The 23,563-nt window shown below is 47.1% G+C and carries 19 protein-coding genes and 8 tRNA genes; 7 read left to right on the top strand and 20 right to left on the bottom strand.

Going from position 1 to position 23,563, the window contains the following annotated elements:
* Positions 1 to 61 precede the first annotated feature (61 nt).
* From IEY09_RS06970 to IEY09_RS06915, 12 genes are all read right to left on the bottom strand, one after another.
* Positions 62 to 760, bottom strand: a complete 699-nt coding sequence (locus tag IEY09_RS06970; RefSeq protein ID WP_037418658.1) for an electron transport complex subunit E — start codon at positions 758 to 760, stop codon at positions 62 to 64.
* Positions 753 to 1,391 (bottom strand): electron transport complex subunit RsxG, encoded by a 639-nt coding sequence (gene rsxG / locus IEY09_RS06965; RefSeq protein ID WP_088585647.1) that lies wholly within the window; start codon positions 1,389 to 1,391, stop codon positions 753 to 755. Before rsxG ends, IEY09_RS06970 begins: the two co-directional genes overlap by 8 nt.
* A gap of 54 nt (positions 1,392 to 1,445) precedes the next feature.
* A complete protein-coding gene (rsxD, locus tag IEY09_RS06960; protein ID WP_069455019.1) occupies positions 1,446 to 2,495 on the bottom strand; it encodes an electron transport complex subunit RsxD in 1,050 nt (349 codons plus the stop codon).
* An 80-nt stretch (positions 2,496 to 2,575) separates the two neighbouring features.
* Complete coding sequence (gene rsxC, locus IEY09_RS06955; RefSeq protein WP_188870419.1) at positions 2,576 to 5,371, bottom strand: electron transport complex subunit RsxC; 2,796 nt, start codon at positions 5,369 to 5,371, stop codon at positions 2,576 to 2,578.
* Between the two features lie 3 nt (positions 5,372 to 5,374).
* Positions 5,375 to 5,956 (bottom strand): electron transport complex subunit RsxB, encoded by a 582-nt coding sequence (gene rsxB, locus IEY09_RS06950; protein ID WP_011626120.1) that lies wholly within the window; start codon positions 5,954 to 5,956, stop codon positions 5,375 to 5,377.
* Positions 5,957 to 6,535, bottom strand: coding sequence for an electron transport complex subunit RsxA (gene rsxA / locus IEY09_RS06945; RefSeq protein ID WP_023267235.1), 579 nt, complete (start codon positions 6,533 to 6,535; stop codon positions 5,957 to 5,959). It lies immediately after the preceding gene.
* A 125-nt stretch (positions 6,536 to 6,660) separates the two neighbouring features.
* The gene (locus IEY09_RS06940) at positions 6,661 to 8,565 is read right to left on the bottom strand and encodes an EAL domain-containing protein (RefSeq protein ID WP_188870417.1); all 1,905 of its coding nucleotides are present in this window, start codon (positions 8,563 to 8,565) and stop codon (positions 6,661 to 6,663) included.
* A 202-nt stretch (positions 8,566 to 8,767) separates the two neighbouring features.
* Positions 8,768 to 8,843 (bottom strand) — tRNA-Asn (locus tag IEY09_RS06935).
* Between the two features lie 45 nt (positions 8,844 to 8,888).
* Positions 8,889 to 8,964: transfer RNA gene (locus tag IEY09_RS06930), tRNA-Asn, on the bottom strand.
* 45 nt (positions 8,965 to 9,009) lie between these two features.
* Positions 9,010 to 9,085 (bottom strand) — tRNA-Asn (locus IEY09_RS06925).
* A gap of 31 nt (positions 9,086 to 9,116) precedes the next feature.
* A tRNA-Asn gene (locus tag IEY09_RS06920) sits at positions 9,117 to 9,192 on the bottom strand.
* A 48-nt stretch (positions 9,193 to 9,240) separates the two neighbouring features.
* A tRNA-Asn gene (locus tag IEY09_RS06915) sits at positions 9,241 to 9,316 on the bottom strand.
* A gap of 1,079 nt (positions 9,317 to 10,395) precedes the next feature.
* Here IEY09_RS06915 and uvrB point away from each other — a divergent pair.
* Entirely contained in the window at positions 10,396 to 12,417 is a 2,022-nt protein-coding gene (gene uvrB, locus IEY09_RS06910; RefSeq protein ID WP_188870415.1) for an excinuclease ABC subunit UvrB, read from the top strand.
* Between the two features lie 148 nt (positions 12,418 to 12,565).
* On the opposite strand, the gene rrtA is transcribed toward uvrB, so the two are convergent.
* Positions 12,566 to 13,180 (bottom strand): rhombosortase, encoded by a 615-nt coding sequence (gene rrtA, locus IEY09_RS06905; RefSeq protein ID WP_188870413.1) that lies wholly within the window; start codon positions 13,178 to 13,180, stop codon positions 12,566 to 12,568.
* Complete coding sequence (gene queC / locus IEY09_RS06900) at positions 13,177 to 13,896, bottom strand: 7-cyano-7-deazaguanine synthase QueC (protein WP_188870411.1); 720 nt, start codon at positions 13,894 to 13,896, stop codon at positions 13,177 to 13,179. Before queC ends, rrtA begins: the two co-directional genes overlap by 4 nt.
* Positions 13,897 to 14,084: 188 nt before the next feature.
* On the opposite strand from queC, the gene queE reads away from it, so the two are divergent.
* Complete coding sequence (gene queE, locus IEY09_RS06895) at positions 14,085 to 14,753, top strand: 7-carboxy-7-deazaguanine synthase QueE (RefSeq protein WP_188870409.1); 669 nt, start codon at positions 14,085 to 14,087, stop codon at positions 14,751 to 14,753.
* 180 nt (positions 14,754 to 14,933) lie between these two features.
* Here queE and IEY09_RS06890 read toward each other — a convergent pair.
* From IEY09_RS06890 to IEY09_RS06880, 3 genes are all read right to left on the bottom strand, one after another.
* A tRNA-Tyr gene (locus tag IEY09_RS06890) sits at positions 14,934 to 15,018 on the bottom strand.
* Positions 15,019 to 15,135: 117 nt separating this feature from the next.
* Positions 15,136 to 15,220: transfer RNA gene (locus tag IEY09_RS06885), tRNA-Tyr, on the bottom strand.
* A 39-nt stretch (positions 15,221 to 15,259) separates the two neighbouring features.
* Positions 15,260 to 15,344: transfer RNA gene (locus tag IEY09_RS06880), tRNA-Tyr, on the bottom strand.
* Positions 15,345 to 15,469: 125 nt separating this feature from the next.
* Here IEY09_RS06880 and IEY09_RS06875 point away from each other — a divergent pair.
* The 3 genes from IEY09_RS06875 to IEY09_RS06865 all read left to right on the top strand — a co-directional run bounded on the left by IEY09_RS06875 (position 15,470) and on the right by IEY09_RS06865 (position 18,767).
* The gene (locus tag IEY09_RS06875) at positions 15,470 to 15,958 is read left to right on the top strand and encodes a VC2046/SO_2500 family protein (RefSeq protein WP_088585641.1); all 489 of its coding nucleotides are present in this window, start codon (positions 15,470 to 15,472) and stop codon (positions 15,956 to 15,958) included.
* A 148-nt stretch (positions 15,959 to 16,106) separates the two neighbouring features.
* Entirely contained in the window at positions 16,107 to 16,394 is a 288-nt protein-coding gene (locus IEY09_RS06870; RefSeq protein WP_037418691.1) for a DUF406 family protein, read from the top strand.
* A gap of 189 nt (positions 16,395 to 16,583) precedes the next feature.
* Entirely contained in the window at positions 16,584 to 18,767 is a 2,184-nt protein-coding gene (locus IEY09_RS06865) for a putative bifunctional diguanylate cyclase/phosphodiesterase (protein ID WP_037418694.1), read from the top strand.
* Between the two features lie 120 nt (positions 18,768 to 18,887).
* On the opposite strand, the gene IEY09_RS06860 is transcribed toward IEY09_RS06865, so the two are convergent.
* The gene (locus IEY09_RS06860) at positions 18,888 to 19,382 is read right to left on the bottom strand and encodes a YchJ family protein (RefSeq protein ID WP_037418697.1); all 495 of its coding nucleotides are present in this window, start codon (positions 19,380 to 19,382) and stop codon (positions 18,888 to 18,890) included.
* A gap of 29 nt (positions 19,383 to 19,411) precedes the next feature.
* Complete coding sequence (locus tag IEY09_RS06855; protein WP_172590214.1) at positions 19,412 to 19,987, bottom strand: YybH family protein; 576 nt, start codon at positions 19,985 to 19,987, stop codon at positions 19,412 to 19,414.
* Positions 19,988 to 20,119: 132 nt separating this feature from the next.
* Here IEY09_RS06855 and smrA point away from each other — a divergent pair, with 132 nt between their 5' ends.
* A complete protein-coding gene (smrA, locus tag IEY09_RS06850) occupies positions 20,120 to 20,710 on the top strand; it encodes a DNA endonuclease SmrA (RefSeq protein WP_037418703.1) in 591 nt (196 codons plus the stop codon).
* 140 nt (positions 20,711 to 20,850) lie between these two features.
* Here smrA and IEY09_RS06845 read toward each other — a convergent pair whose 3' ends face one another.
* Positions 20,851 to 22,701 (bottom strand): M2 family metallopeptidase, encoded by a 1,851-nt coding sequence (locus IEY09_RS06845; protein WP_188870406.1) that lies wholly within the window; start codon positions 22,699 to 22,701, stop codon positions 20,851 to 20,853.
* Between the two features lie 218 nt (positions 22,702 to 22,919).
* Between IEY09_RS06845 and psrA the strand changes: the two genes are divergently transcribed.
* Positions 22,920 to 23,558 (top strand): TetR family transcriptional repressor PsrA, encoded by a 639-nt coding sequence (gene psrA / locus IEY09_RS06840; protein WP_037429545.1) that lies wholly within the window; start codon positions 22,920 to 22,922, stop codon positions 23,556 to 23,558.
* The last annotated feature ends 5 nt before the right edge of the window (positions 23,559 to 23,563 follow it).

Raw genomic sequence — 23,563 nt, 5'->3', positions numbered from 1 at the left:
ATCCTTGTCAGTAGTGGGTTGAACGTTAAACCCACTACTTAAGCTGTTATCTCAATGAGGCTTAACTCACTTTGGTGATCCGCGCCCGTGTCACACTCGGCTGCGCTGCTGCTTGTGGTTGGCGCTCTTTAAGCTTTTTATCGACAATATTTTTCAGGGCGATAAGTAGGCCCATTACGATAAAGGCACCAGGCGGCAACATAGCGAGCAAGAAAGGGGTATCGACTTGCCATACTTGAATGGTTAAAGCCTTTGCCCATGGGCCGAGCAGCTGGTCGGCGCCATCAAATAGCGTGCCTTGGCCAAGAATTTCCCGCGTAGCCCCAAGCACGGCTAATACTAAGGTAAAGCCTAGTCCCATCATCAAGCCATCGAAGGCCGAGCTAAAAGCATTATTACGGGAAGCAAATGCTTCGGCGCGGCCAATGATAATGCAGTTGGTCACAATCAGCGGTAGGAAGATCCCTAACGACATATACAACCCATAGGCGTAGGCATTGACTAACAGTTGCACCGCTGTCACCAGCGCCGCAATGATCATCACAAACACGGGGATACGGATTTCCTTCGGCACATAGTCGCGCACTAACGAGACTAAAACGTTTGAGCCAATCAGCACCAGCATTGTTGCGATACCTAGGCCAAGGGCGTTGGTGAGGGTTGCGGTTACGGCTAACAGTGGGCAAAGCCCCAGCAGTTGCACTAACCCTGGGTTATTTTTCCACAGTCCTTGCCACGCAATTTCACGATAATTAGTCATGCTTGGCCTCACAATTCAGTGGTTGGCTGAAAATTTCTGTTTGATGCTGAGTAAAGTACCACACGGCGCGTTTAACGGCTTTCACATAGGCGCGTGGCGTAATTGTCGCGCCAGTGAATTGGTCGAAATCGCCGCCGTCTTTTTGCACCTGCCACTGCTTATCATCTTCAGATGTAAGCACTTTACCGACAAATTTGGTGACCCAATCGGATTTACGTAACTCGATTTTATCCCCAAGCCCGGGCGTTTCTTGGTGGGAAAGCGTACGAACGCCTAATACTTCACCTTGGGTGTTGATACCTACAATCAGCTTAATATTACCGTTGTAACCATCGGGAGCGATGGCTTCTAAGGCGATAGCAACGGGTTTACCCGCTGCGGTGGCAATATACGCAGGCAAGGCATCTTCAGTGCCGAGCGCCTCTTTATTTTGCAGTAACGTGCACTGCGCGGTCAGCTCATTGTCATGGAGTTCATCTGGGATCAGTTGATGTAAGATGCCCATCAGTTCTTTCTGCTGTTGCAGCTTTATTTCATCAAAGGTCTGTTGATTAACCACAGCCACTAAGCCGGTGCAGAGCAGGGCAAATAGGGCAAGTAGCAGACCATTTTTAATCATTGGGTTATTCAATTTTTTTCCTCAAGAGTCTTTGTTCAAGCTCGCTTGATTCTCTATTTCACAGGTCTAGCCCGCTGAGTGGCCATAGGCACGCGGACGCACATAATAGTCAATAAATGGCGCGCACAGGTTGGCGAGCAATACAGCAAAAGCAAATGCGTCGGGATAACCGCCTTGGGTACGGATGATATATACCAAGACACCGATTAAAGCACCGAAAATCAAACGGCCGCGTGGGCTGGTGGCGGCGGTGACAGGATCGGTCGCAATAAAGAAGGCGGCGAGCATGGTCGCACCCGAGAATAAATGGAACAGCGGGCTTGCCTGCATATCGGGCGACAGTAAAAAGCCGATGCTCGAGGCCACAAATAATCCTGCCAAGACGCCAGTACTGATGTGCCAACGAATGGCTTTTAATTTAAGCAGCACTAACCCGCCAGCGAGATACGCCAAATTGACCCAAAACCAACCTACACCAGTGCCACCATCGAATATGCTTTTGGTCATACTTTCGGTAGTAGTCAACCCTAAGGACAAATCGGTTTTGAGGGTATCGAGCGGCGTTGCCATACTGATACCATCAATCCCTAAACGGAATTGATCCATCCCACCATGGGCACCGAGATTGAAGATCAATTGCAAGCTATCGATAACACTTGGGGTATTGAGTGCAACGGTACTTGGCGCAATCCAGCTGGTCATCTGTAGTGGAAACGACACCAGTAGCAACACATAGGCAGCCATGGCAGGGTTAAACAGGTTATGGCCTAAGCCGCCATAGAGGTGCTTAACAATAACAATCGCAAAGGCGGTGCCCATCACGATCATCCACCAAGGTGCCAGTGGCGGGATTGCAACCCCAATTAAGATTGCCGTCAGCATGGCGCTGTTATCGCTTAAGCTCGCTTTGATGCTGCGATGACGCAGTTTCATCACCGCTGCTTCACAGCTTAGGGCCACGATAATCGCCAGTAACACTTGAATAAGCGTGCCCCAGCCAAAAAAGGCACATTGCACCACAAGGCCGGGCAACAAGCATAAAATAACCCGTTGCATAACCGTTGAAGTATGCAAGTTACGGGTAACATGGGGTGATGAGGCTATTTTAAACGCCATTGTGATCCCTTTTATCTAATCTTGAGTCACTGATTTTTAAGCTAATAATTTTTAATATACTGATGTCAAAATCAGCAGTGCTATTCATTTGAGTCACTGAGCGCATCCGCTTCTCTGGCTGCTTTTTTGGCTTTCGCGCGAGCAACCGCAGCAGCGACCTTGGCCTTTTTCTCATCATCAGGACTGAGTGGCGCACTTGGTTCAGCGACTGAGCTTGATTCATTGCCTGATTCAGAGTCTGATTGAGAGTCTGGTTCAGAGCCTGACTCAACGCCTGAATCAGTCTTAGCCTGTTCGACTAGCTCGGGCTGAACTTCAGTAACCTTAGTCGATTCAGCCTGCAGTGCGGCGGCCTTTTTGGCTTTTGCACGGGCAACGGCAGCAGCGACCTTGGCCTTTTTCTCATCTTCAGGGCTAAGCGGCGCACTTAGTTCCGCGGCTGAGCCTAATTCATTGCGTGATTCAATGTCAGAGCCTGACTCTTGCTTAGCGTCTGCGACTAACTCGGGCTGAACTTCGGCCACATTACTCGATTCAGCTTGCTGTGCGGCGACTTTTTTGGCTTTCGCGCGAGCAACCGCAGCAGCGACCTTGGCCTTTTTCTCATCTTCAGGGCTAAGCGGCGCGCTTGACTCGGTGGTTGAGTCTGATTCATTGCCTGACTCGGGCTTAGCGCCTGCTGCTAGCTTGGGCTCAATTTCGACAACATCAGTCGACTCTGCCTGCTGTGCGGCGGCTTTTTTGGCTTTCGCACGAGCAACCGCAGCAGCGACCTTGGCCTTCTTCTCATCTTCAGGGCTAAGCGGCGCACTTAGTTCCGCGGCTGAGCCTAATTCATTGCGTGATTCAATGTCAGAGCCTGACTCTTGCTTAGCGACTAACTCGGGCTGAACTTCGGGCACATCACTCGATTCAGCTTGCTGTGCGGCGGTCTTTTTGGCTTTTGCGCGGGCGACGGCAGCAGCGACTTTGGCTTTTTTGTCATCCGCCTCTGTGCTCGTAGCCGTTTCTGCTACTGGCTGATTCGCATTGACAGTCGCTTCAGTATCGCCATTGGCATCCGAGTCGGCCTTCAATGCCGTTTTTTTCGCTTTGGCACGAGCGATAGCGGCGGCGACTTTATCTTTTTGTGATAAAGATTCGGCTTGAACCGTTGGCTCGCTTGATTCAGAAGAGACTGCTTGCTTTGACGATTCTGCATCATCCGCCCCTTGAGCCGCCTTCTTGGCTTTAGCGCGAGCAATTGCGGCGGCAACAGCCGCTTTACCCTTAGGCGCTTCTGTATTGCTCGTATCAGCAACAACGACCTCGACCGTCGCGTTATCGGTTGTGGCTTCTGCCGCTGCTGCCTTTTTGGCCGCGATCCGCGCCATAGCTTCAGCAACGGCACTCTTATCCGTTGAGGTCATGGTCGCTTGGCGACGCGCAGCGGCTTCTTTAGCCTTGGCTTCGCGGGCGAGTTTTTCTTCTTCGAGGCGTTGAATACGCGCCTCGAAGCGCAGTTTGGCGCGCTCGGCTTGATGCTTCTCATCGGCGGCTTGTTTTAGTGCCGATTTAGCGATGCGGTAGTATTCCACCAGTGGAATATCACTCGGGCACACATAACTACAGCAACCGCATTCGATACAGTCTTTTAGGTTGTAGCTGGCCGCCTTGTCATATTCTTCGGCTTTTGCATGCCAAAACAGTTGTTGTGGTAGCAAGAGAGCAGGGCAGGCATTGGCACATTCGCCGCAGCGGATACAGGCCTTTTCCTCTGGAGTTATCCCAATCTCTTGACTGCTCGGGACCAAAATACAGTTTGTGCCCTTTAAAATCGGTACTTGGATGGTTGGCAATGCGTGGCCCATCATTGGCCCGCCAATAATCACTTTTTGTTCGGCTTCGGCATTAAATTCAGTTTGCTTGAGCACATGTTCAACGGGCGTGCCTATGGGTAACCAATAGTTGCCAGGTTTACCCACATTTTGCCCGGTAACGGTTACCACACGTTCAATCAGCGGTTTTCCTTGGGTCACGGCTTGATGAATCGCAAAGGCGGTTCCCACGTTATGCACGACAATCCCAAGCTTAGCGGGAATGGCGCCCGAGGGCACTTCACGACCTGTGATGATTTGGATCAGCTGTTTTTCACCGCCAGAGGGATACTTCGTTGGGATCACCGTTACCCGAGTGCTGCCGGCAGGGAGCGTAGATTGACTCACCGCCTGTTGCATCACCTTTATGGCTTCAGGTTTGTTGTCTTCGATAGCAATCACAATGCGTTTTGGCGACAAAAGGCGATGGATAATCGCAATCCCCGCCAGAATGTCTTGGCTGTATTCGCGCATTAAGCGATCGTCGGCGCTGATATAAGGCTCACATTCCACGCCGTTGATTATCACTAATTCAATTTCACTAACGGGATTGAGCTTAATATGGCTTGGGAAGGCGGCGCCACCCATGCCGGCTATCCCTGCGCCATGGATTTTGGCAATCATCTCCTGATTGCTGAGCTCAATTGAGCCTGGCGTTAACTCGCACCAGCGGTCTTCACCATCGGCAGCAATCACACAGGTATTGACCGGCAAGGCCGAGGCATGGTTACTGGCTCTTGGCTCAATGGCGACCACAGTACCAGAGGTTGGCGCGTGCACGGGCAAATGCCAAATTGAGGTACCTTGAGTTAATGGCGCGCCTTTTAATACTTTGTCACCCACTTTGACTGCAAGGGAGCAGTTTTCGCCTACCTGTGGCACAGGCACAAGGTATTCCTGCGCTAATGGCAGTTGGCTAATCGGTGTAGTGTTGGAGAGGAATTTGACTTCAGGTGGATGAATGCCACCAGGTGAGCGCCAAAGGGTTCCTTTATCTAATTGATCTAATAAAGTCTGCACCGCTTATCCTCTCTTTTCTTCGTGCGGGGTCTCTTGGATAAGAGTCACGGGAATGGCATTTAAGCGCCAGTTCCAGTTTTTCAGATTTTGGCCCACAGGGATCATATCGATACAGTCAACGGGGCAGGGCTCGACACAGAGATCGCAACCTGTGCAGTCAGCGGTGAGCACGGTATGCATGAGTTTGCCCGCGCCAATAATGGCGTCGACAGGACAGGCCTGAATACATTTAGTGCAGCCAATACATTCATCTTCGCGAATATAGGCGACTTTTTTGACTTGGGACTGAGCCTCGGCGTTGAGCGGCTCTGGCTCGACCCCCATTAAGCTGGCGAGTTTTTCCATGGTCGCAGTGCCGCCGGGGGGGCACTTGTTGACTTTATCGCCATTGGCAATGGCTTCGGCGTAAGGACGACAACCGGGATAACCACATTGACCGCATTGAGTTTGTGGCAGAATCGCTTCGAGTTCATCGACGATAGGATTACCTTCAACCTTAAATTTTAAGGCAGCAAATCCGAGTAATACCCCAAAGAACAATGCCAATAGGGTCAATAAGATAACGGCAATTAACATGGTGGACATCTATTTAACCAATCCTGTAAATCCCATAAAGGCCAATGACATCAGGCCCGCGGTGATCATGGCGATAGCACCGCCTTTAAACGGCATGGGCACATCGGCCGCCGCTAAACGTTCACGCATCGCGGAAAACAGAATTAACACTAAGGAAAAACCCACCGCAGCACCAAAACCATAGATAGCAGATTGAATAAAATCGTGTTTTTCGTTCACGTTTAATAGGGCTACCCCTAATACTGCACAGTTAGTGGTGATCAGCGGCAGATAAATTCCCAGTGCGCGATGTAGGGCTGCACTGGTTTTCTGCACTACCATCTCGGTAAATTGCACTACCACCGCAATCACCAGAATAAAGCTCATGGTACGCAGATAACTGAGATCAAAAGGCAATAATAGGTATTGATTCACTAGGTAACTGAGAATGGATGCCAAGGTCAACACGAAAGTGGTCGCCATAGACATACCGATAGCGGACTCCAGTTTGCTGGAGACCCCCATAAATGGACATAAGCCTAAGAATTTCACTAATACGAAATTGTTGACCAGTACAGTGCTGATCAACAACAGGAGATATTCACTCATCTCAATACTTGTCTAAACGGATCTTGGCCGTATTATCGACTTTTCCGTTTGCATAAACAACATATAGAATGCAGGGTTAACTATCTTTACTGTAAATATGCATGCTTGATTAACCCTGCATTGGTTTAAATTTGATCAGTTAGGGTGATGGCCTGTGGCTGGGCAATGTAATAGCCTTGGAGGCCATCAACGAGAAGTTTTTCGAGGGTTAATTTTTCTTCTTGGCGCTCAACACTGGTCGCAATTACGCGGATACCAATACGTCTGGCAACGTCTACCATCATACGCACAAAGAATTTGTTATTGCTGTCTTCATCGATCGCCGAGGTGTAGCTACCATCAAGCTTAATGTAGTCTGGGCGCACTTCGCTGAAGAATTTGAACGAGGTAAAGCTCATGCCAAAACGCTCAATTGATACCCTCGAACCTACGCTATGCACTTCACGTACAAACTTATAACTCGCCCCTAAATTGGCTTGCATACCGGATTCGTTAATCTCAAATACTAAGCGTGAAGCGATATATTTATGCTTGCCAAGAATATCCTTTAACCAGCCTACAAACAGTTCTTGATGCGCTGAAAAAGCACTGATGTTGATGCCAAAATTGCCGCTAATGGTGGGATTTTCTTTAAGCATTTTTAATGTAGTGATCACCACGAGTTTATCTAATTCTGTGCTCATTCCATGGCGCTCCGCCATGGCAATGACTGTGGTGGTCGGTAAAAACTTCCCTTCACTATTGTAGAAGCGTGCCAGCAACTCGCGATATACCTCTACATCGTTACGGCAAGGTTGAATCGGTTGTTGGAAAAATTTAAGCGCTTGGCGGGTGATTAGGTCATTGATTGCCAGTTTCCAACGGTCGTCACCAAATTGCTGATCCGCATTGAGTTTCTCTTGAATATGATAACTATTAGGACCAAGGGTTTGCGCTATGCTGACAGCCGTATCTGCAAGGGATAGCAAATTGACGGGATCTGTCCCTTGTTGGTATGGGACAAGCCCGATATGTGCCGCGGATTCTGCTTTGATCATCTGTTGATATTCATCAAGGAAAATTTTCAGTTGATCTAAAAACTTAGGTCCATCCTTTAACACTAAATCGGGCAAAAAAATCGCAAAATCGGCACTGGAAACGCGGTAGCACTCTGCATCGGGATATTTTGAACAGGCTTTACGTATGCAATTAGCCACATTCGATAAATAATCGTCACCCGCTGAGCGCCCTTGAAGTTGGTTGATATGAGCCAGTTCAGTCGCCTTAACCATGGCCATTAATCCGAGTTGAGGAATGGCACGATTGCTAATACTTTCCAACTTGGAGGTAAAACGAGGACGACTGCCAAACCCCGTAATGGGATCTTGATAAGCCACTTTATGCAGTTTCTGGTTTTCCTGTGTGAGGCTATCGACTCGTGATTTTAACGTTGTTCGGCATTCCTCAAGCGCTAATCTGACGGGGGTCATTTCGCCATTCAGTCTAGAAGACTCTATGGCTGAAAAACTCAACTCCGGAACATGCATAATATAATCGGCAGCATAACGGATAGAAGATTTTAATTTATTGATAAGTAATAAAAAAACAACAACTAATACAATGTAAGCTAGCAGCAATGAGAATCCTAGCTGCTGGGTATTGGCAATGGCGTTTTCGATGGCTTGGTTAACACTCAACTTAACTTGTAACCGACCCGCAGGCAGCTTTTGTGTATGTGACAAATCTAAGGAAAATAACCCAGCAAGTGGGTGAGCCATTTGGGCGTTGAGTTCACCTTGAGTGTAATTAAGTTGCCCATCAGTATCATCAATATATTGAAAAAATTGCAGAGGGTAATGTTCGGAGAGGCGTTGGTAAAGTTCGCTACCATTACCTTGCCACTGGTCAAAGTTGGCCATGTATTGTTTGAAATTATTGAGTTCCTGCTGTTGTTCTGCCTGTAACTGGTGATTTTCGCTTTGATAAATCCAACCAAAAAGGCCTAAAAAGATCAGCAACAAAAAAATGGGATACGATTTAGACATCGCCATAAAATTCGCTCTCAATATGTCAAAGTATGTGCAATAAGATATTGCATGAGATTTGAAATAACACCGTTATCTGCGTGATGATACACGGTATTTTGGTTAACAAACTGCTCACAGTGTAACCGTATTTAAGGCAAAACAGAAATGAAAAGCGTGATCTATAAGCGTTAGATGTAGGATAAAAAACAGATGAAGTGAAATAAAATGGCTCCCCTGACTGGACTTGAACCAGTGACATACGGATTAACAGTCCGCCGTTCTACCGACTGAACTACAGGGGAGTAGAGGGTGCGATATGACTATCGACTTTAGATATTACTTTAAAATGGCTCCCCTGACTGGACTTGAACCAGTGACATACGGATTAACAGTCCGCCGTTCTACCGACTGAACTACAGGGGAGTAGAGGGTGCGATATGACTATCGACTTTGGATATTACTTTAAAATGGCTCCCCTGACTGGACTTGAACCAGTGACATACGGATTAACAGTCCGCCGTTCTACCGACTGAACTACAGGGGAATCGTTTTAACGTATCAGCTTGCTAACTAAGTGGCTCCCCTGACTGGACTTGAACCAGTGACATACGGATTAACAGTCCGCCGTTCTACCGACTGAACTACAGGGGAATCTTAGTTATCTAACTGTATTCTCATTGATTATCAATGATTAAAGAGTGGCTCCCCTGACTGGACTTGAACCAGTGACATACGGATTAACAGTCCGCCGTTCTACCGACTGAACTACAGGGGAATCGCTTTAATCGTCTCGATGACTCGTTGAGAACGGAGCGCATAGTAAAACGCTCTGTTGGAGGAGTCAACTCGAGTTACTAAAAAAAGTGTAATTATGCTGTTAAGTGCTCATCTAATGTGCATCATGGTGTAGAAATCAGCATTTTGATGAAGAAATAACTTAACTTTTCGCAAGATAGCGCTGTTCGGTACCATAAAATTTGTCAATGAAAAGTGCTTAAAGGCTGGCTCATATCTTCAATTGCTTAAAGATCCGTCGCTTGAGCATCAAAATCACTACGGCATTGAATAAATACACGAAAGTGCAAAATTGGCTGAATGTTTACAGGAACTAATAGCAAACAAAGTCAATGCGGATTCCGGCAGATGCGAACCCTTACTCAGAAAGGTTTTTGCCCGCATAAATAATCGCTTACCTCGTTATAATGTTAATGATGCTATTTGGGCTGAGTCTATTGCGTGAGTAGTGAGCGCTGACGTTTAGGCGAATAGAGCCACAACTCGGGCATTATCCTCTTTCTAGTCACTAGATGAGCGCCGTTAAACATTAAGATGACCATTTGATTGCAGCAAAGTGAAACTTTTTGACTACGGCGTTTTAGTGCTCAAACTGACGATAAAACGCACTGAAATTCAGGATTAATGCCAAATTAATACACAAGGAAGGACTTTCATCTGCTTACAAAATTGCAACTTAAATTTATGCTAAAAAAGATAAGGCTTGCAATTGTCAACTATCTGAAATTTAAGGATTAATATTTTTATCGCCAAAATAGTGCAATTTAAGTCCATCGCCCGTGCACCAAGGGTTTGCCGCTTGTTTTAAGTCGCAACTCACAGGGTTATCCACAGAATTTGTTGATAAGTCGAAATAAGCGAGAAACCATGCGGGATTGAGGAGTATTTTTCATCCCCAACATTGGAGATAAATGGTTTGTAATTTAATTACATTTGATAAAAGTTACTACTTGTTACATTGGCGTTTATGTTCAGTGTAGGCTGATTATAAGATAACTGCTGGAGCTTAATCTGTCTCTTGATTAGAATGGTTCGACTAACCACAAGGATATGTAGCGCGTGTCAGAATCTGTTTTTCAGCTTGAATCCCAATTTGCCCCCGCAGGTGACCAGCCAACAGCCATTGCTAAATTGGTTGATGGCCTCGAATCAGGCCTTGCTTGCCAAACCCTATTAGGGGTGACGGGCTCTGGTAAGACGTTCACCATCGCCAATGTGATTGCCAAGCTTGGGCGACCGACCATTATTATGGCGCCAAACAAAACACTCGCCGCACAGTTATATGGCGAGATGAAAGAGTTTTTCCCCAATAATGCGGTGGAATATTTTGTCTCCTATTACGATTACTATCAGCCCGAGGCGTATGTCCCCGCATCCAATACCTTTATAGAAAAAGATGCCTCGGTAAACGCCCATATTGAACAAATGCGGCTATCGGCCACTAAAGCCCTGCTGGAACGCAAGGATGTGGTGCTGATTGCCTCGGTATCGGCGATTTATGGTCTTGGCGATCCTGACTCTTACCTCAAGATGCTATTGCACCTGCGCCAGGGCGATACCATGGGACAGCGGGATATTCTTAAGCGCTTGAGTGAATTGCAATACACCCGCAATGATATCGAGTTGCAGCGCGGTACCTTTCGTGTTCGCGGCGAAGTGATTGATATTTTCCCTGCCGACTCAGACCGCTACGCGATTCGGGTAGAGCTATTTGACGATGAGATTGAGCGCTTAAGCGAGTTTGATCCGTTAACTGGGCAGATTGTTAAACGTATCGCCCGCACCACAGTGTACCCTAAGACCCACTATGTGACGCCGCGGGAAAAGATCCTTGAAGCCACCGAGCTGATTAAACAAGAGCTGCGTGAGCGCAAGCAATATCTGCTCGACAATAATAAGTTGATTGAGGCGCAGCGCATCCACGAACGGGTGCAATATGATATCGAGATGATGGTGGAGCTAGGCTATTGCTCCGGCATTGAAAACTACTCCCGCTATTTATCCGGACGCGCCCCCGGTGAGGGGCCACCAACGCTGCTCGATTACTTACCCGCTGATGGTTTATTGGTTATCGACGAATCCCATGTCACCGTGCCACAAATTGGTGCCATGTATAAGGGTGACCGTTCCCGTAAAACCACCTTGGTGGAATATGGCTTTCGTTTGCCCTCGGCGTTGGATAACCGGCCGCTGAAGTTTGAAGAGTTTGAGCAGTTAATGCCGCAGACGATTTATGTGTCGGCGACGCCAAATCCCTATGAATTGGATAAGAGTGGCGGCGAGATTGTTGAACAAGTTGTGCGGCCCACAGGATTGCTCGACCCTGAGCTTGAGGTGCGCCCCGTTGGCATTCAAGTGGACGATTTGCTCTCTGAGGTCGCTAAACGGGTTGCGGTAAACGAGCGGGTGTTAGTCACCACGTTAACTAAACGTATGTCGGAGGATTTAACCGAATACCTCGATGAGCATGGCGTCAAAGTCCGTTATTTGCATTCGGACATTGATACCGTGGAGCGGGTGGAGATCATCCGCGATCTGCGCCTGGGTAAGTTTGATGTGCTGGTCGGGATTAACTTGCTGCGCGAAGGCTTAGATATGCCGGAAGTCTCGCTCGTCTGTATTTTGGATGCAGATAAGGAAGGCTTTTTACGTTCTGAGCGTTCGCTTATCCAGACCATTGGTCGCGCCGCCCGTAACGTTAATGGCAAGGTGATCCTCTATGCCGATCGCATCACCAACTCGATGGCAAAGGCGATGGGCGAAACCGAGCGCCGCCGTGAGAAACAGCGAGCCTACAACCTTGAGCATGGCATTGTGCCAAAAGGCGTGGTCAAGCGTATTACCGATGTGATGGATGTGGACGATGGCAGAGAGTCTGAAAAGGGTTATGGTCAAGCATCCCTTGGCAGAGTCGCTGAGCCTAAAGCCAAACGTTATCATGCAGATGCTGCGCAGCTGAGCCATGATATCGACAAGCTCGAGAAGCAAATGCATGAACATGCGCGTAACTTGGAGTTTGAACAGGCGGCGGCCTTGCGTGATGAGGTGAAACGCTTAAGGGAATTACTGATCAGCGCATAAATGAGTTTCTCGCCTAAGCAAGGCGTTGAGACTCGACGCTGTGATGCTAACGTTCTGCCACTAAGGTGTTTTACTGAATAAAAAGCCGCTAACACAATGTGTTTAGCGGCTTTTTATTGGATTAGATCATCAAAGAAGAATTAAGTATTTACGCTTTAGCTTTGATTAGTATCGAGCGTTGGAACACAAAGAATAATAGCGCGCACAGTAATCCGCAGAGCAAACCAACTAAGTGTGCTTCGGTGGCTACCCGCGCGCCGATCATTGCGGTTACATCATCACTGGCGCCATAGAACTGTTCATGGCCGACTTTGACTATCACCCCGAGCAGCAGCAAATAACCAGAGTACATTTTGCGGCGAATATCCTGCACTGCGCCAAAGGTAAATAGGCCATGTAACATGCCGCTCAAGCCTACATAGCCAAATAATTGTGGGTAACATAAATACAGACCAATGCCTTCAAACAGACAAAGCAGGATAAACAGCGCGGTTAATCCCTTAAGCTGGTAATGAAAGTGGTGCAAAAACAGCACTACCCATAATCCCGCGAGGTTCATCAGCAGGTGCCAATGATTGGTATGCAGCAGATTACCGGTAATCAGGCGCCACCACTGGCCGTCACTGATATCGCTGCGTCGATAGGCGAGCAGATTATCTACGCTTGGGGTAAAAAGTCCCGCAACATACAAGAGTGCGCAGAGCAGACTGACGACAAGCGCCAGCCAATAGGGGCCGAGTTTATTAAACGTCACCAATCTCACGCCTTTGGTTTACCCGTTTCAGTTGCCTTGTCGAGCGACGCCATCACCTCTGCTTTATTTTGCAGGTAATCCTCTAAGCCTCGTTTACGAAGATGGCAGGCTGGGCAGTCACCGCAACCATCGCCGACAATGCCGTTATAACAGGTCAGGGTATGGTGGCGAACTAAATCGAGCAGCTGATATTTATCGGCTAATGCCCAGGTTTGGGCCTTGTTGAGCCACATTAATGGCGTGATGATCTCAAGCTTTTTATCCATGCCTTGCACCAGTGCTGATTCCATTGCACGGACAAAGTCGTGGCGACAGTCGGGATAACCCGAAAAATCGGTTTCGCAGACACCGGTAATAATCGCCTCTGCCCCTAATTGATAGGCGTAGATCCCCGCCAAAGTCAAAAATAGGATATTACGCCCAGGCACAAAGGTATTGGGCAGGCCGTTTTCCATTAACTCGTGGGACACTGGGATCGCATCCCGGGTGAGGGCAGAAATGGCTAACTCGTTGAGTAAACTCACATCCATCACTTTATGGCTGGTGATGTTTAAGCGTTTGGCGAGGGATTTAGCCACGTCAATTTCTTCACGGTGGCGCTGTCCATAATCGAAGGTGATCCCATGGACTTCATCATACTGTGTTAAGGCTTGAATAAGACAAGTCGTTGAATCTTGTCCGCCACTGAAAACCACTACCACCTTTGAAACTGATGCTGCTGACATAGGATCCACTTAAATTGACACATAAAATAGGGCGTAAGTGTAACTCAGGCGCTAGGGCTTGCAAACTCTTTGCTGGCGCGTGGCGACGGGTATGCGGCACTTAGTATCACAATGGCAGAGGCGGTAAAAACTTGCAGCTGCATCTAAAATCCTCTATAAATGCCGCCCCAGAAAAACGGAACGCTAGCATGAATTACCCAGTCAACGAAGTCTTTGAAACCATTCAAGGTGAAGGTGTCTTTACCGGAGTGCCCGCCATTTTTGTGCGTTTACAGGGCTGTCCAGTAGGCTGTGCTTGGTGTGATACCAAACAGACTTGGGATCTGCTTGAGGAAAACAAGGTGTCACCCGAACAAGTGATTACCGTCGATGGTTCCGTGGGGCGCTGGGCTAACCATACGGCGCAGAGTCTTATCGAGGCGTTCAACGCTAAGGGATACACGGCGCGCCATGTGGTGATCACAGGTGGTGAACCTTGTATGTACGATCTGCATGAATTAACTCACACGTTCCATGCTGCCGGCTTTGCCACTCAAATCGAGACCAGTGGCACCTTTGAGGTGAAGTGTGATGCTGATACCTGGGTGACTGTCTCGCCCAAGATCAATATGAAAGGGGGTTATAAGGTGTTAGCGCAGGCATTGACCCGCGCCAACGAGATAAAGCATCCGATAGCGACCGAACATCATATCGACGAACTCGATGAGTTACTCAAAGGGATTGATGTGTCAGCGAAAACTATTTGTTTGCAACCGATCAGCCAAAAACCAAGGGCGACGGAATTAGCCATGAAGGTGTGTATTGCTCGCAACTGGCGTTTATCGATTCAGACCCATAAGTACTTGAATATCGATTAATCGCCGCTTAGTGCTGTGCACTCTTCTTTAACGCTCCGAATGGGGCGTTTTTTATCAGCTAAATCTATGAATTAAAGACAATAGTTTTAAGTAAGCGATAAAAATAATTTTGGATAAGGTGGAGTGTTAGAAACAAAACTTAGGGAATAAAGCGGTATATAGCGTGAGATGAGAAAGAAGTGGTGGAGGGAGAAGGATTCGAACCTTCGAAGGCGGAGCCGTCAGATTTACAGTCTGATCCCTTTGGCCACTCGGGAACCCCTCCACATATTTTCTTCCGACTTTTAAGTTGCGCTTAAAAATCATCTTAAATCTTGGCCAGATTTAAGGGTAAAGCAAGTTTACAGCAGACTAACGATTGACGAACAACAGAAGATAAAAGTGGTGGAGGGAGAAGGATTCGAACCTTCGAAGGCGGAGCCGTCAGATTTACAGTCTGATCCCTTTGGCCACTCGGGAACCCCTCCACGAGTATCTTTTATAGCATCGCTAATTGTTAGTGCAAATGGTGGAGGGAGAAGGATTCGAACCTTCGAAGGCGGAGCCGTCAGATTTACAGTCTGATCCCTTTGGCCACTCGGGAACCCCTCCTCAATTGCGGCCGCCATAGTAGTCAGAAACCTTAGGCATGTAAAGTCTAAATATGAAAATTTTCCTAAAGTTCTTGTTCAACTGGTCGATTAACTGACAACGAGTTGTTTTGGCGATGTTTTTTTATGCAAATCGATGTTCCTTTAATCAATGAAGCCCAAATTGGCTCCCGCTTAAATGCGGCAATCGAACACAACAGGCGAGGTGAGTTTGCCCTGTTGCTGTCGCTATTGTCTGCTGACGCGAGGGACATGGCGCAGTTTCAATGGCAAAAAGAACTCGATACTGCCGAAAAACTACAACGTCAGTTTGAATTACCACCAAAACAAACGTTAGTGGCGGATTTATCCTCAGACAATCATATTATCGACAATAGCGCCGTGTTTATGCAGCAAGGGGCAAGAGCATTTCAATTGCAACAGGCCTTGAGACCGGAAGCGTTAGTGATCCGAGGTGGTGAACCCATCGCCATGGCCGAAGCCTTAAGTAACTGTGAGTTTACAACTCGCTTGCGTCAGCGGGGACAATTGCCATCTCCTCAAGTTGAAATCATGCACTTTGCCGATCAACTGGCGATCCAACGTAATTTGATCCCACGCTTAGCCAGTGCTTAATGCTACTGAGGCTATTTATTCGGGTAATAAGCGTGAGCAATACCTGAGTCTCTCTCATCATCATTCCCTATAATTAGTCGTTAGTGATATTAATGTTGAGTCGCTTATGTTGAGTTTTTAACATGAGACCATTAGAGAGGATAACCCTATGAAAGGTATCATTGCAGGACAAACCCCCACAGTAAACGACACATGTACCGATTGCGGCAGCTTTGTCGACATCGGTGCTGTGATTGATGAACAAGATACTGTGCTTGAGTTGCAGTTTACGGGTGGCGAGGCGGAAAATGAGGCGGCAAAGATGGTTGAGCGTGCTCAGACACGTTTTCGACACACGCAAGCGAGCGTTACTCGAGGTGAAACGGGTGTGACGCTCAAACTGGTATTTGATGTCAGTGTCGAAAAAATGATTTTCCAGTTAGAGAATGGTCTATAGCGCAACCCCTGTGATACAAGTCGAGGTTAATTTGTAATAAAGTGTGGCCGATGTTGCTGTTTTAAATGTAGATCGTGTAATCTGCGTCAACAAAAACAATGATAAATCGGCTCCATTAACACTCCTATCTTTGGTGTGTTAGTCGCAGCATTATCGTTTTACCCAACACGAAGTTTTGTAGGGATCAGAGTGAAGCGACGTCAGCATCAACACTTATTAGAGTCTTTAGTCCATTCTACGGCAAAGCAGCAGGGTGATTTCACTAAGACGGCAGAGTTAGCGACAGAGCTACTGTGTCAGAATTTAGCGGTCTCCTTGGTGTCGGTGTGGATTTTTTCTGCCGAGCAAAACACCCAATCTCTCGTCGCCCAGTTTGGGGCGATGGCGCTGCAGGACATCTACCGTCCTAAACTGCTGCAAACGGTGCCGCGTTATTTAAATGAACTAAAAAATCACAGACATATAGATGCTGGTAATACGCTTATTGACCCGCGGTTGACCGAATTAGTCGATAGTTATTTTATTCCTCGCCAAATTTTATCCAGTCTCGAAGTCGGCATCCGTATCAATGGCCATCTTGAGGGCGTGCTCTGCATTGAGCGCGCGCAGCTCACACACCATTGGCACGATAGTGAAATTCATCTGGCTTGCCAAATGGCCGATCAATTAGCCCTAACTCTTGCTACCAAACATGCTTACGATAAGGAAGAACGTCTCAGCCTTTTTCGCTGCGCCATAGAACAATCTCGTCAAATGACTATGTTGATTAACTTGCACACTGAAAAAGTGGAGTACGTTAACCAAGCCCATCAGGATATTAGCGGTATTTCGCGGAGCAGGAGCGTTGGCACTAATTTACGTGATTTAACTTTTTTCAAACAGCACAATGCGTTAGCTGAGCAGACCTTAGCAAAAATTTTCAGAGGTGAACTGGCAAAAGGTGAGGTGCAATTTAATCGTGCTGATGGTAGTCGTTATTGGCTGAAATATGTTGTGAGCCAATTTATTACCGATAGAGGCAATCATTACGCTTTAGTGTCGGGTGAAGAAAGTACGGATGAGCATAACTACAAAGCGGAGTTGGAACGTCTGGCGTGGCGTTGTAGCTTGACTGGACTGAACAATCGCAGTCACTTTAATCGAGTGCTCGAGCGAACAACACATGGGCTACTGTTGCTAGTCGATTTAGTCGCCTTTAAGCGTTTTAACGATACTTATGGTCATGAAAATGGCGACAGCCTGTTGATTGAGATTGGCCGGCGCTTAAAGCATTTTTCAGACATCAACAAAGCGACTGAAATCGCTCGTGTCGGTAGTGATGAGTTTGCGGTATTACTGACCGACGACAACGCAGTTTATGATCTGGACTATATCAGCACCCGCTTATACCAGCATTTAGCCATGCCGATATTAATTGGCCGTGAACAAGTGGAACCTAAACCCGCACTGGCCGTGGTTGATATTGCGTCGGTGGCAAATTTATTTGCACCACTGACATGCGCCGATATTGCAGTGCAATATGCGAAGAAGAAAAAGGGCACAGCAATTCAAGTCTTTAACAGTACATTGCTGAGTGCGTTTAAGGAAGATGCGCAAATTGAACGCGATTTGCATAGTGCTATTCGCGGTCGACAATTTGAGCTTTATTACCAGCCCTTAAGGGATCTCGAACAGCAAACTTATATCGGTGCCGAAGCGCTTATTCGTTGGCATCATCCCAAAAGAGGCGTGCTATATCCCGGCGCGTTTATTGATATTGCCGAGCAATCGGGGATGATCAATGCGATAGGCAGTTGGGTATTAGAGGCGGCCTGTCGGCAATTGAATATTTGGCAGCATCACAATGCCGATCTTAGCATGCATGTTAACGTGTCTGCGCGGCAGTTTTTTAGTGGTAATTTGTATGAACAAGTATGGCAACTCTTGACCCGTTATCGTTTAAAGCCCAAAACCTTAATTTTAGAAATTACAGAGACGGAACTCATGGGCGATATTCGCCATGCGACCTTATTGTGTCAGGAGTTGGCTGAACTGGGGGTAGGCTTGGCTATCGATGATTTTGGGACGGGTTACAGCTCGATGCGCTACCTTAAACAGTTTCCTATCAGTAAGTTAAAAATCGATCGCTCGTTTATTTCAGATTTGACGATTAGCCGCGAAAGCCAAGAAATCGTCTCGGCCATTATTGCGATGGCGAGTGCGCTCAATATTTCCTTGACCGCAGAAGGGGTAGAAACCGTTGAGCAGGAGGCGTTTTTAGCCAAGAGTTTGTGTCATCAGGCACAGGGATATTTATACAGTCCAGCCCTGCGAGAACCCGAGTTTGCGCAGTTTTTGCTGGCCGCGAAACAATCGAGTTTTATCGCCCACTAAACCAGATGTTCGTATTGATGTGATGAAAAAATAAAGGCAATCAATTGATTGCCTTTATTTTATGAGTCGATTGTTTTATGAATCGATAGTTTTATGAGTCGAAACTGTCATCAACAACAACTATCGTGTTAAGCAGCACTGTTTAAATTTCTTACCACTCTGGCAAATACAGGGATCGTTGCGCCCAGGGCGTTTGGCCTGCATTTGTTGTCCTTGGGTATAGTACCAACGGCCCTGTTCAAATATAAACTCAGATCGTTCATAGATTGCATCAATCTCACCCGCGAGTTTATACCAAGCTTTGAAGGTCACATTGCCGCGTTGAGTACCATCGGGATAGATTTTTTCATTCGCAGCTAAGACCTCAAGCCCTAACCAATGTGGATGTGGGCCTTGCTGTAGTTGTTCGAAGGTTAAGCCATCGAGAAAGTCTACATGGTGAGTTTTAATAATGTAATCAAAATTTTTCAACACAAATGCGCAGTAGCGTGAACGCATTAGTTGTTCGGGACTGGTGGCCACTTGAGTCCCTGAATCAACATTAAGGTGCAACGTTTCACAACAGTGCTGATAAGGTTTTTGGCTGCCACAGGGACAATAGGCTTCTGGTGTCATGAGTGTAACTTGCTCAATAATAAAGATTATTACTTTTGTTTTTTACTGTCAGGTAACGGCGGAAACTGACGGCCATAGTAAAGATTTGGCACAGGCTTCGCATTCAAATAAAAACTAGGCTCGGCTCGATTGTTCATATCAAGGGTGACATTCCAGCGGTGCTGGGTGTCTTTTTGTGTGCCAATGACGAACTTGCCTGCAAATTCACTCACGGGTTCGCCAGTCTCTTCGGCGGGATAAAAACGCACTAAATAATAGCCTGTGTCGAACGCGCTGTTGCCTGATAATTTGCGGTTTAGCACCCGAAAGTCGATATCGATACGGGCCTTTTTGGTTCGGATTTTATCAAAAAAGCGTTGATAAATGGCGACAATATTATCACGGCCGTAATAAATTTCTTTACTTTGACTTTCTGACAGATAACTTGCGTCTTTAGCATAAATCTCGGCAGTGACGTCGTGATTAAGTTCATTAAATGCTTGAGTAAACAAAGGATAATTCGCATTTATCAATTGATCTGTTGTCATGCTGGTCTTGGCTTTTGAGGGGGTCGCAAAACTCGGCAGCGACAATAGGCATATCAGGGCTAGCAGCAAAAATCTCATTACATTATTCTAATCAAGCATTCATGGCGCCACTATAATGGAGGCGCCCGCTGAACTAAAGGGGTGAATGTTTACAAAGTGTGTTTCTGTTGTAAAAGTGCACACTGAGTGTGAAGAGTGGAGGAGCTTGCCATGCTGGATAATGAATCGGCACTATTTTTTGAAGAAATGGCGGGAGTTGTGCCACTTAAAGGTGATGTCAAGGTGGTGAATTTACAACCTAAGGCATTAACGGATGAGCAAATTCAGCGCCGTGATGCGCTGCAACGTGAGGCTTATTTGGCTTGTATGCCGCTGGATTTAAGCTTGATCCCGATTATGGCACCCGATGATATAGCCAGTTTTAAGCGTGAAGGGGTTCAGGGGGCTGTTTTTAAGCGCTTAAGGCTGGGGCAGTACAGTATTAAAATGGAGTTAGATGTGCATGCCTACCGTTTGAGTCAGGCCAGAGATGCGTTACTCAATTATTTGTTAGCGGCGCAGGCCCATGGGGAACGTTGTGTGATGCTCATTCATGGTAAAGGCCATAACAGTAAACCCGTGGCTGGATTGCTTAAATCAGCGGTATGTCACTGGTTATCTCAGCTTGATATGGTACTTGCCTACCATTCTGCGAAAACCGAGCAGGGCGGCACGGGCGCCTTATATGTGATGTTGACTAAATCCGAGCAGCTTAAGATTGAGAATAAAGAAGCAAACCGAAAGGGAATGGGATGGCGTTAATGGATTTGCGAACGCATTGATTTCTCTGATTGTCGCGAGCGTTAGACCTTAATACTGGAGCTTAAAAAAATGCCCAACATCGTTGGGCATTTTTATCGGTTTAGTTTAAGGCGTGGATATGACTCGCACCTGAGGCTTTATTACCAGCCACATTGACGATTCGCAGCTTTGTTCTGCTCATCAAGCCAGATTTTAAGCGGCGCAAAATAATCGAGTACGGCGCTCGCATCCATCATTTCCGTTCCTGTGACTTCTTTTAAGGCAATGGGCCAAGGTTGGCTTGCACCAAGCGCTAACATTTTATTGAGTTTTTCTCCTGCCGCTTGATTGCCGTAAATACTGCATCGATGCACTGGGCCCTTGTCTCCAGCCGTTTCACACAGCGCCTTGTGGAACTGGAATTGCAGAATATGCGCGAGGAAATAGCGAGTATAAGGTACATTACCGGGCACATGGTATTTTGCACCTGGGTCAAAATCGGCTTCGCTGCGATCAGTCGGGGCCTTAACGCCTTGGTATTTCTCTCTTAATTCCCACCAGGCTTGGTTATATTGGGCAGGGGTAATTTCGCCACTAAATACCTTCCAACGCCATTGGTCGATCATCAAACCAAAGGGGAGAAAGGCGATTTTATCCAGAGCTTGTTTAAGCAGTAAGCCAATATCCTTCGAAGCATCGGGCACGTCTTCGAGCAAGCCAATCTGTTTTAGATAGTTCGGGGTGATAGATAGCGCAATCGTGTCACCAATGGCCTCATGGAAACCATCATTGGCACTGTTTTTAAACAGGAAAGGCTGCTGTTTATAGGCACGTTGATAGAAGTTGTGTCCAAGTTCGTGGTGAATGACGGTGAAGTCTTCAGCGGTTTTCTGGATACACATCTTGATGCGGATATCATCGAGGTTATCCAGATCCCACGCGGAAGCGTGACACACTACGTCGCGATCTTTGGGTTGTAAGAATAAAGAGCGGCTCCAGAAACTTTCTGGCAGCGGCGCAAAGCCCAAAGAGGTGAAAAAGCTTTCGGCTTGTTTCACCATTTTCTGCTCATCGTAGCCTTTCTGCTCAAGCAATTCCGTCACATCATAGCCTGGATCTGCATCATTCGGGGCGACGAGATCGTACACATTTCCCCATTGCTGCGCCCACATATTCCCTAGCAAATGTGCCGGAATCGGGCCTGTTTTCGGCGCAATGGCATCACCGTATTCGTTATTCAGCTCGCCGCGAACATAACAATGCAGGGATTCGTAGAGGGGTTTAACTTGTCCCCATAAACGGTCTAATTCCTTTGAAAATTCATCGGGTTTCATATCGTATTGGCTGCGCCACAATTCTGAAAGATCCGCGTAGCCTAAGTCTTTTGCACCTTCGTTAGCGAGTTCAACTTCACGTTGAAACAACGGGCGCATTGGTTTTGCTATTTCACGCCAGCCCTTCCACGCTTCCAGTAATTTGGCTGGATCCCGCGATTCCGCCATCAGGGTAGACAGTTCAGGTTGCGTCATACATTTGCCATCGGCGAAGCAATATTTGCCTTTACCGTAGAGCCCATTGAGCTCGGAGCTGATTTGCGCGAGCTCAGCATTTTTGGCGGGATCCAGCGGCGCCGGTAACACAAGTGCGCTGCGCAGAATATTCAGTTTGCGCGCATTGGCGGGATCGAGTTCCACATTGGCATACTTTGCGGCTTCAGTGGCAAACTTAACGGAAGCGGCGCTGACTTTTTCACCCACGGCGGCCGATAATGCTGCGGTATCTTCGGTAATAAAGTTGCTGTAAATCCATTCGGCACGATTCGCTTCGATGGATAACTGCGCCATTTGCGCTTCCGCATCTTGTATAAAGGCAATGGCCTGGGCTTTATCGGGTGCATTTTTGTTAGCTGTAGTAGCATCGGCCTTGCTTTGTGCATCATTACAGGCGCTTAAGCCTAAGGTTAGCGCAATGGTGAGCGCGAGTGTCGTGGGATGATTTAATCGAATAGTCATGTATTGCAATCCGCTGTTGTTTTTGTGTTGCACATTCTACCTAAGTGGATTGTATTTTGAATAAAACTTGATGGCTTTTGGCTCTTTTTTGCAATCACTGTGATTGGCTTGTTAAGCCTCGTTGTTGTGACGCAGCTTATTTGGTCATTTTTCGTTTGACAATGACCATACCAATGTTTAATTTAAACGAGTGTTTTAAATTAATTCAAGGTCACGGAATGGCAAGTCGATCTGATACAAAAACAAGAATACTTGATGCTGCAGAGAAACTCTTTGCCGAAAGAGGTTTTTCTGAGACGTCATTACGACTTATCACTAGCAAGGCAGAGGTCAATTTAGCGTCGGTGAATTATCACTTTGGCTCTAAAAAAGAGTTAATCCGTGCAGTGTTAGCCCGCTATTTAGACGTTTTTATGCCCGCTGCATCGACGGCTATAAAACGTTTACATACTGCATCCTCTCAGGCTTCGCTAGAGGATATTTTATCGGCGTTAGTCGATCCGTTATTGGATTTAAATGACTTGCGCACGGAAGGTACCACAATTTTCCTACAGCTACTTGGACGAGGTTATATCGAAAGCCAAGGGCATCTGCGCTGGTTTATCACCACTCACTATGGACAACATCTAGATACCTTTGTGAAGGCGGTATCGGCCAGTGCTCCCCATATTCCTCAGGCAGAAATGTTTTGGCGCTTACACTTTACCCTCGGCACAATCGTTTTCACTATGGCTTCAGCTGACGCCTTAAACGATATTGCTGCGGCCGAATTTGGCGAGCACAACGATATTGAAGCCGTGATCCGTAAAGTGATCCCCTACATGGCCGCGGGCGTATCAGTTCCCGTAGCTTCTTAATAAAA

It is taken from the genome of Shewanella xiamenensis, assembly GCF_014647135.1.
In the GTDB taxonomy this organism is placed as follows: Bacteria; Pseudomonadota; Gammaproteobacteria; order Enterobacterales; family Shewanellaceae; genus Shewanella; species Shewanella xiamenensis.
This window is presented reverse-complemented; position numbering and strand designations above follow the sequence as displayed.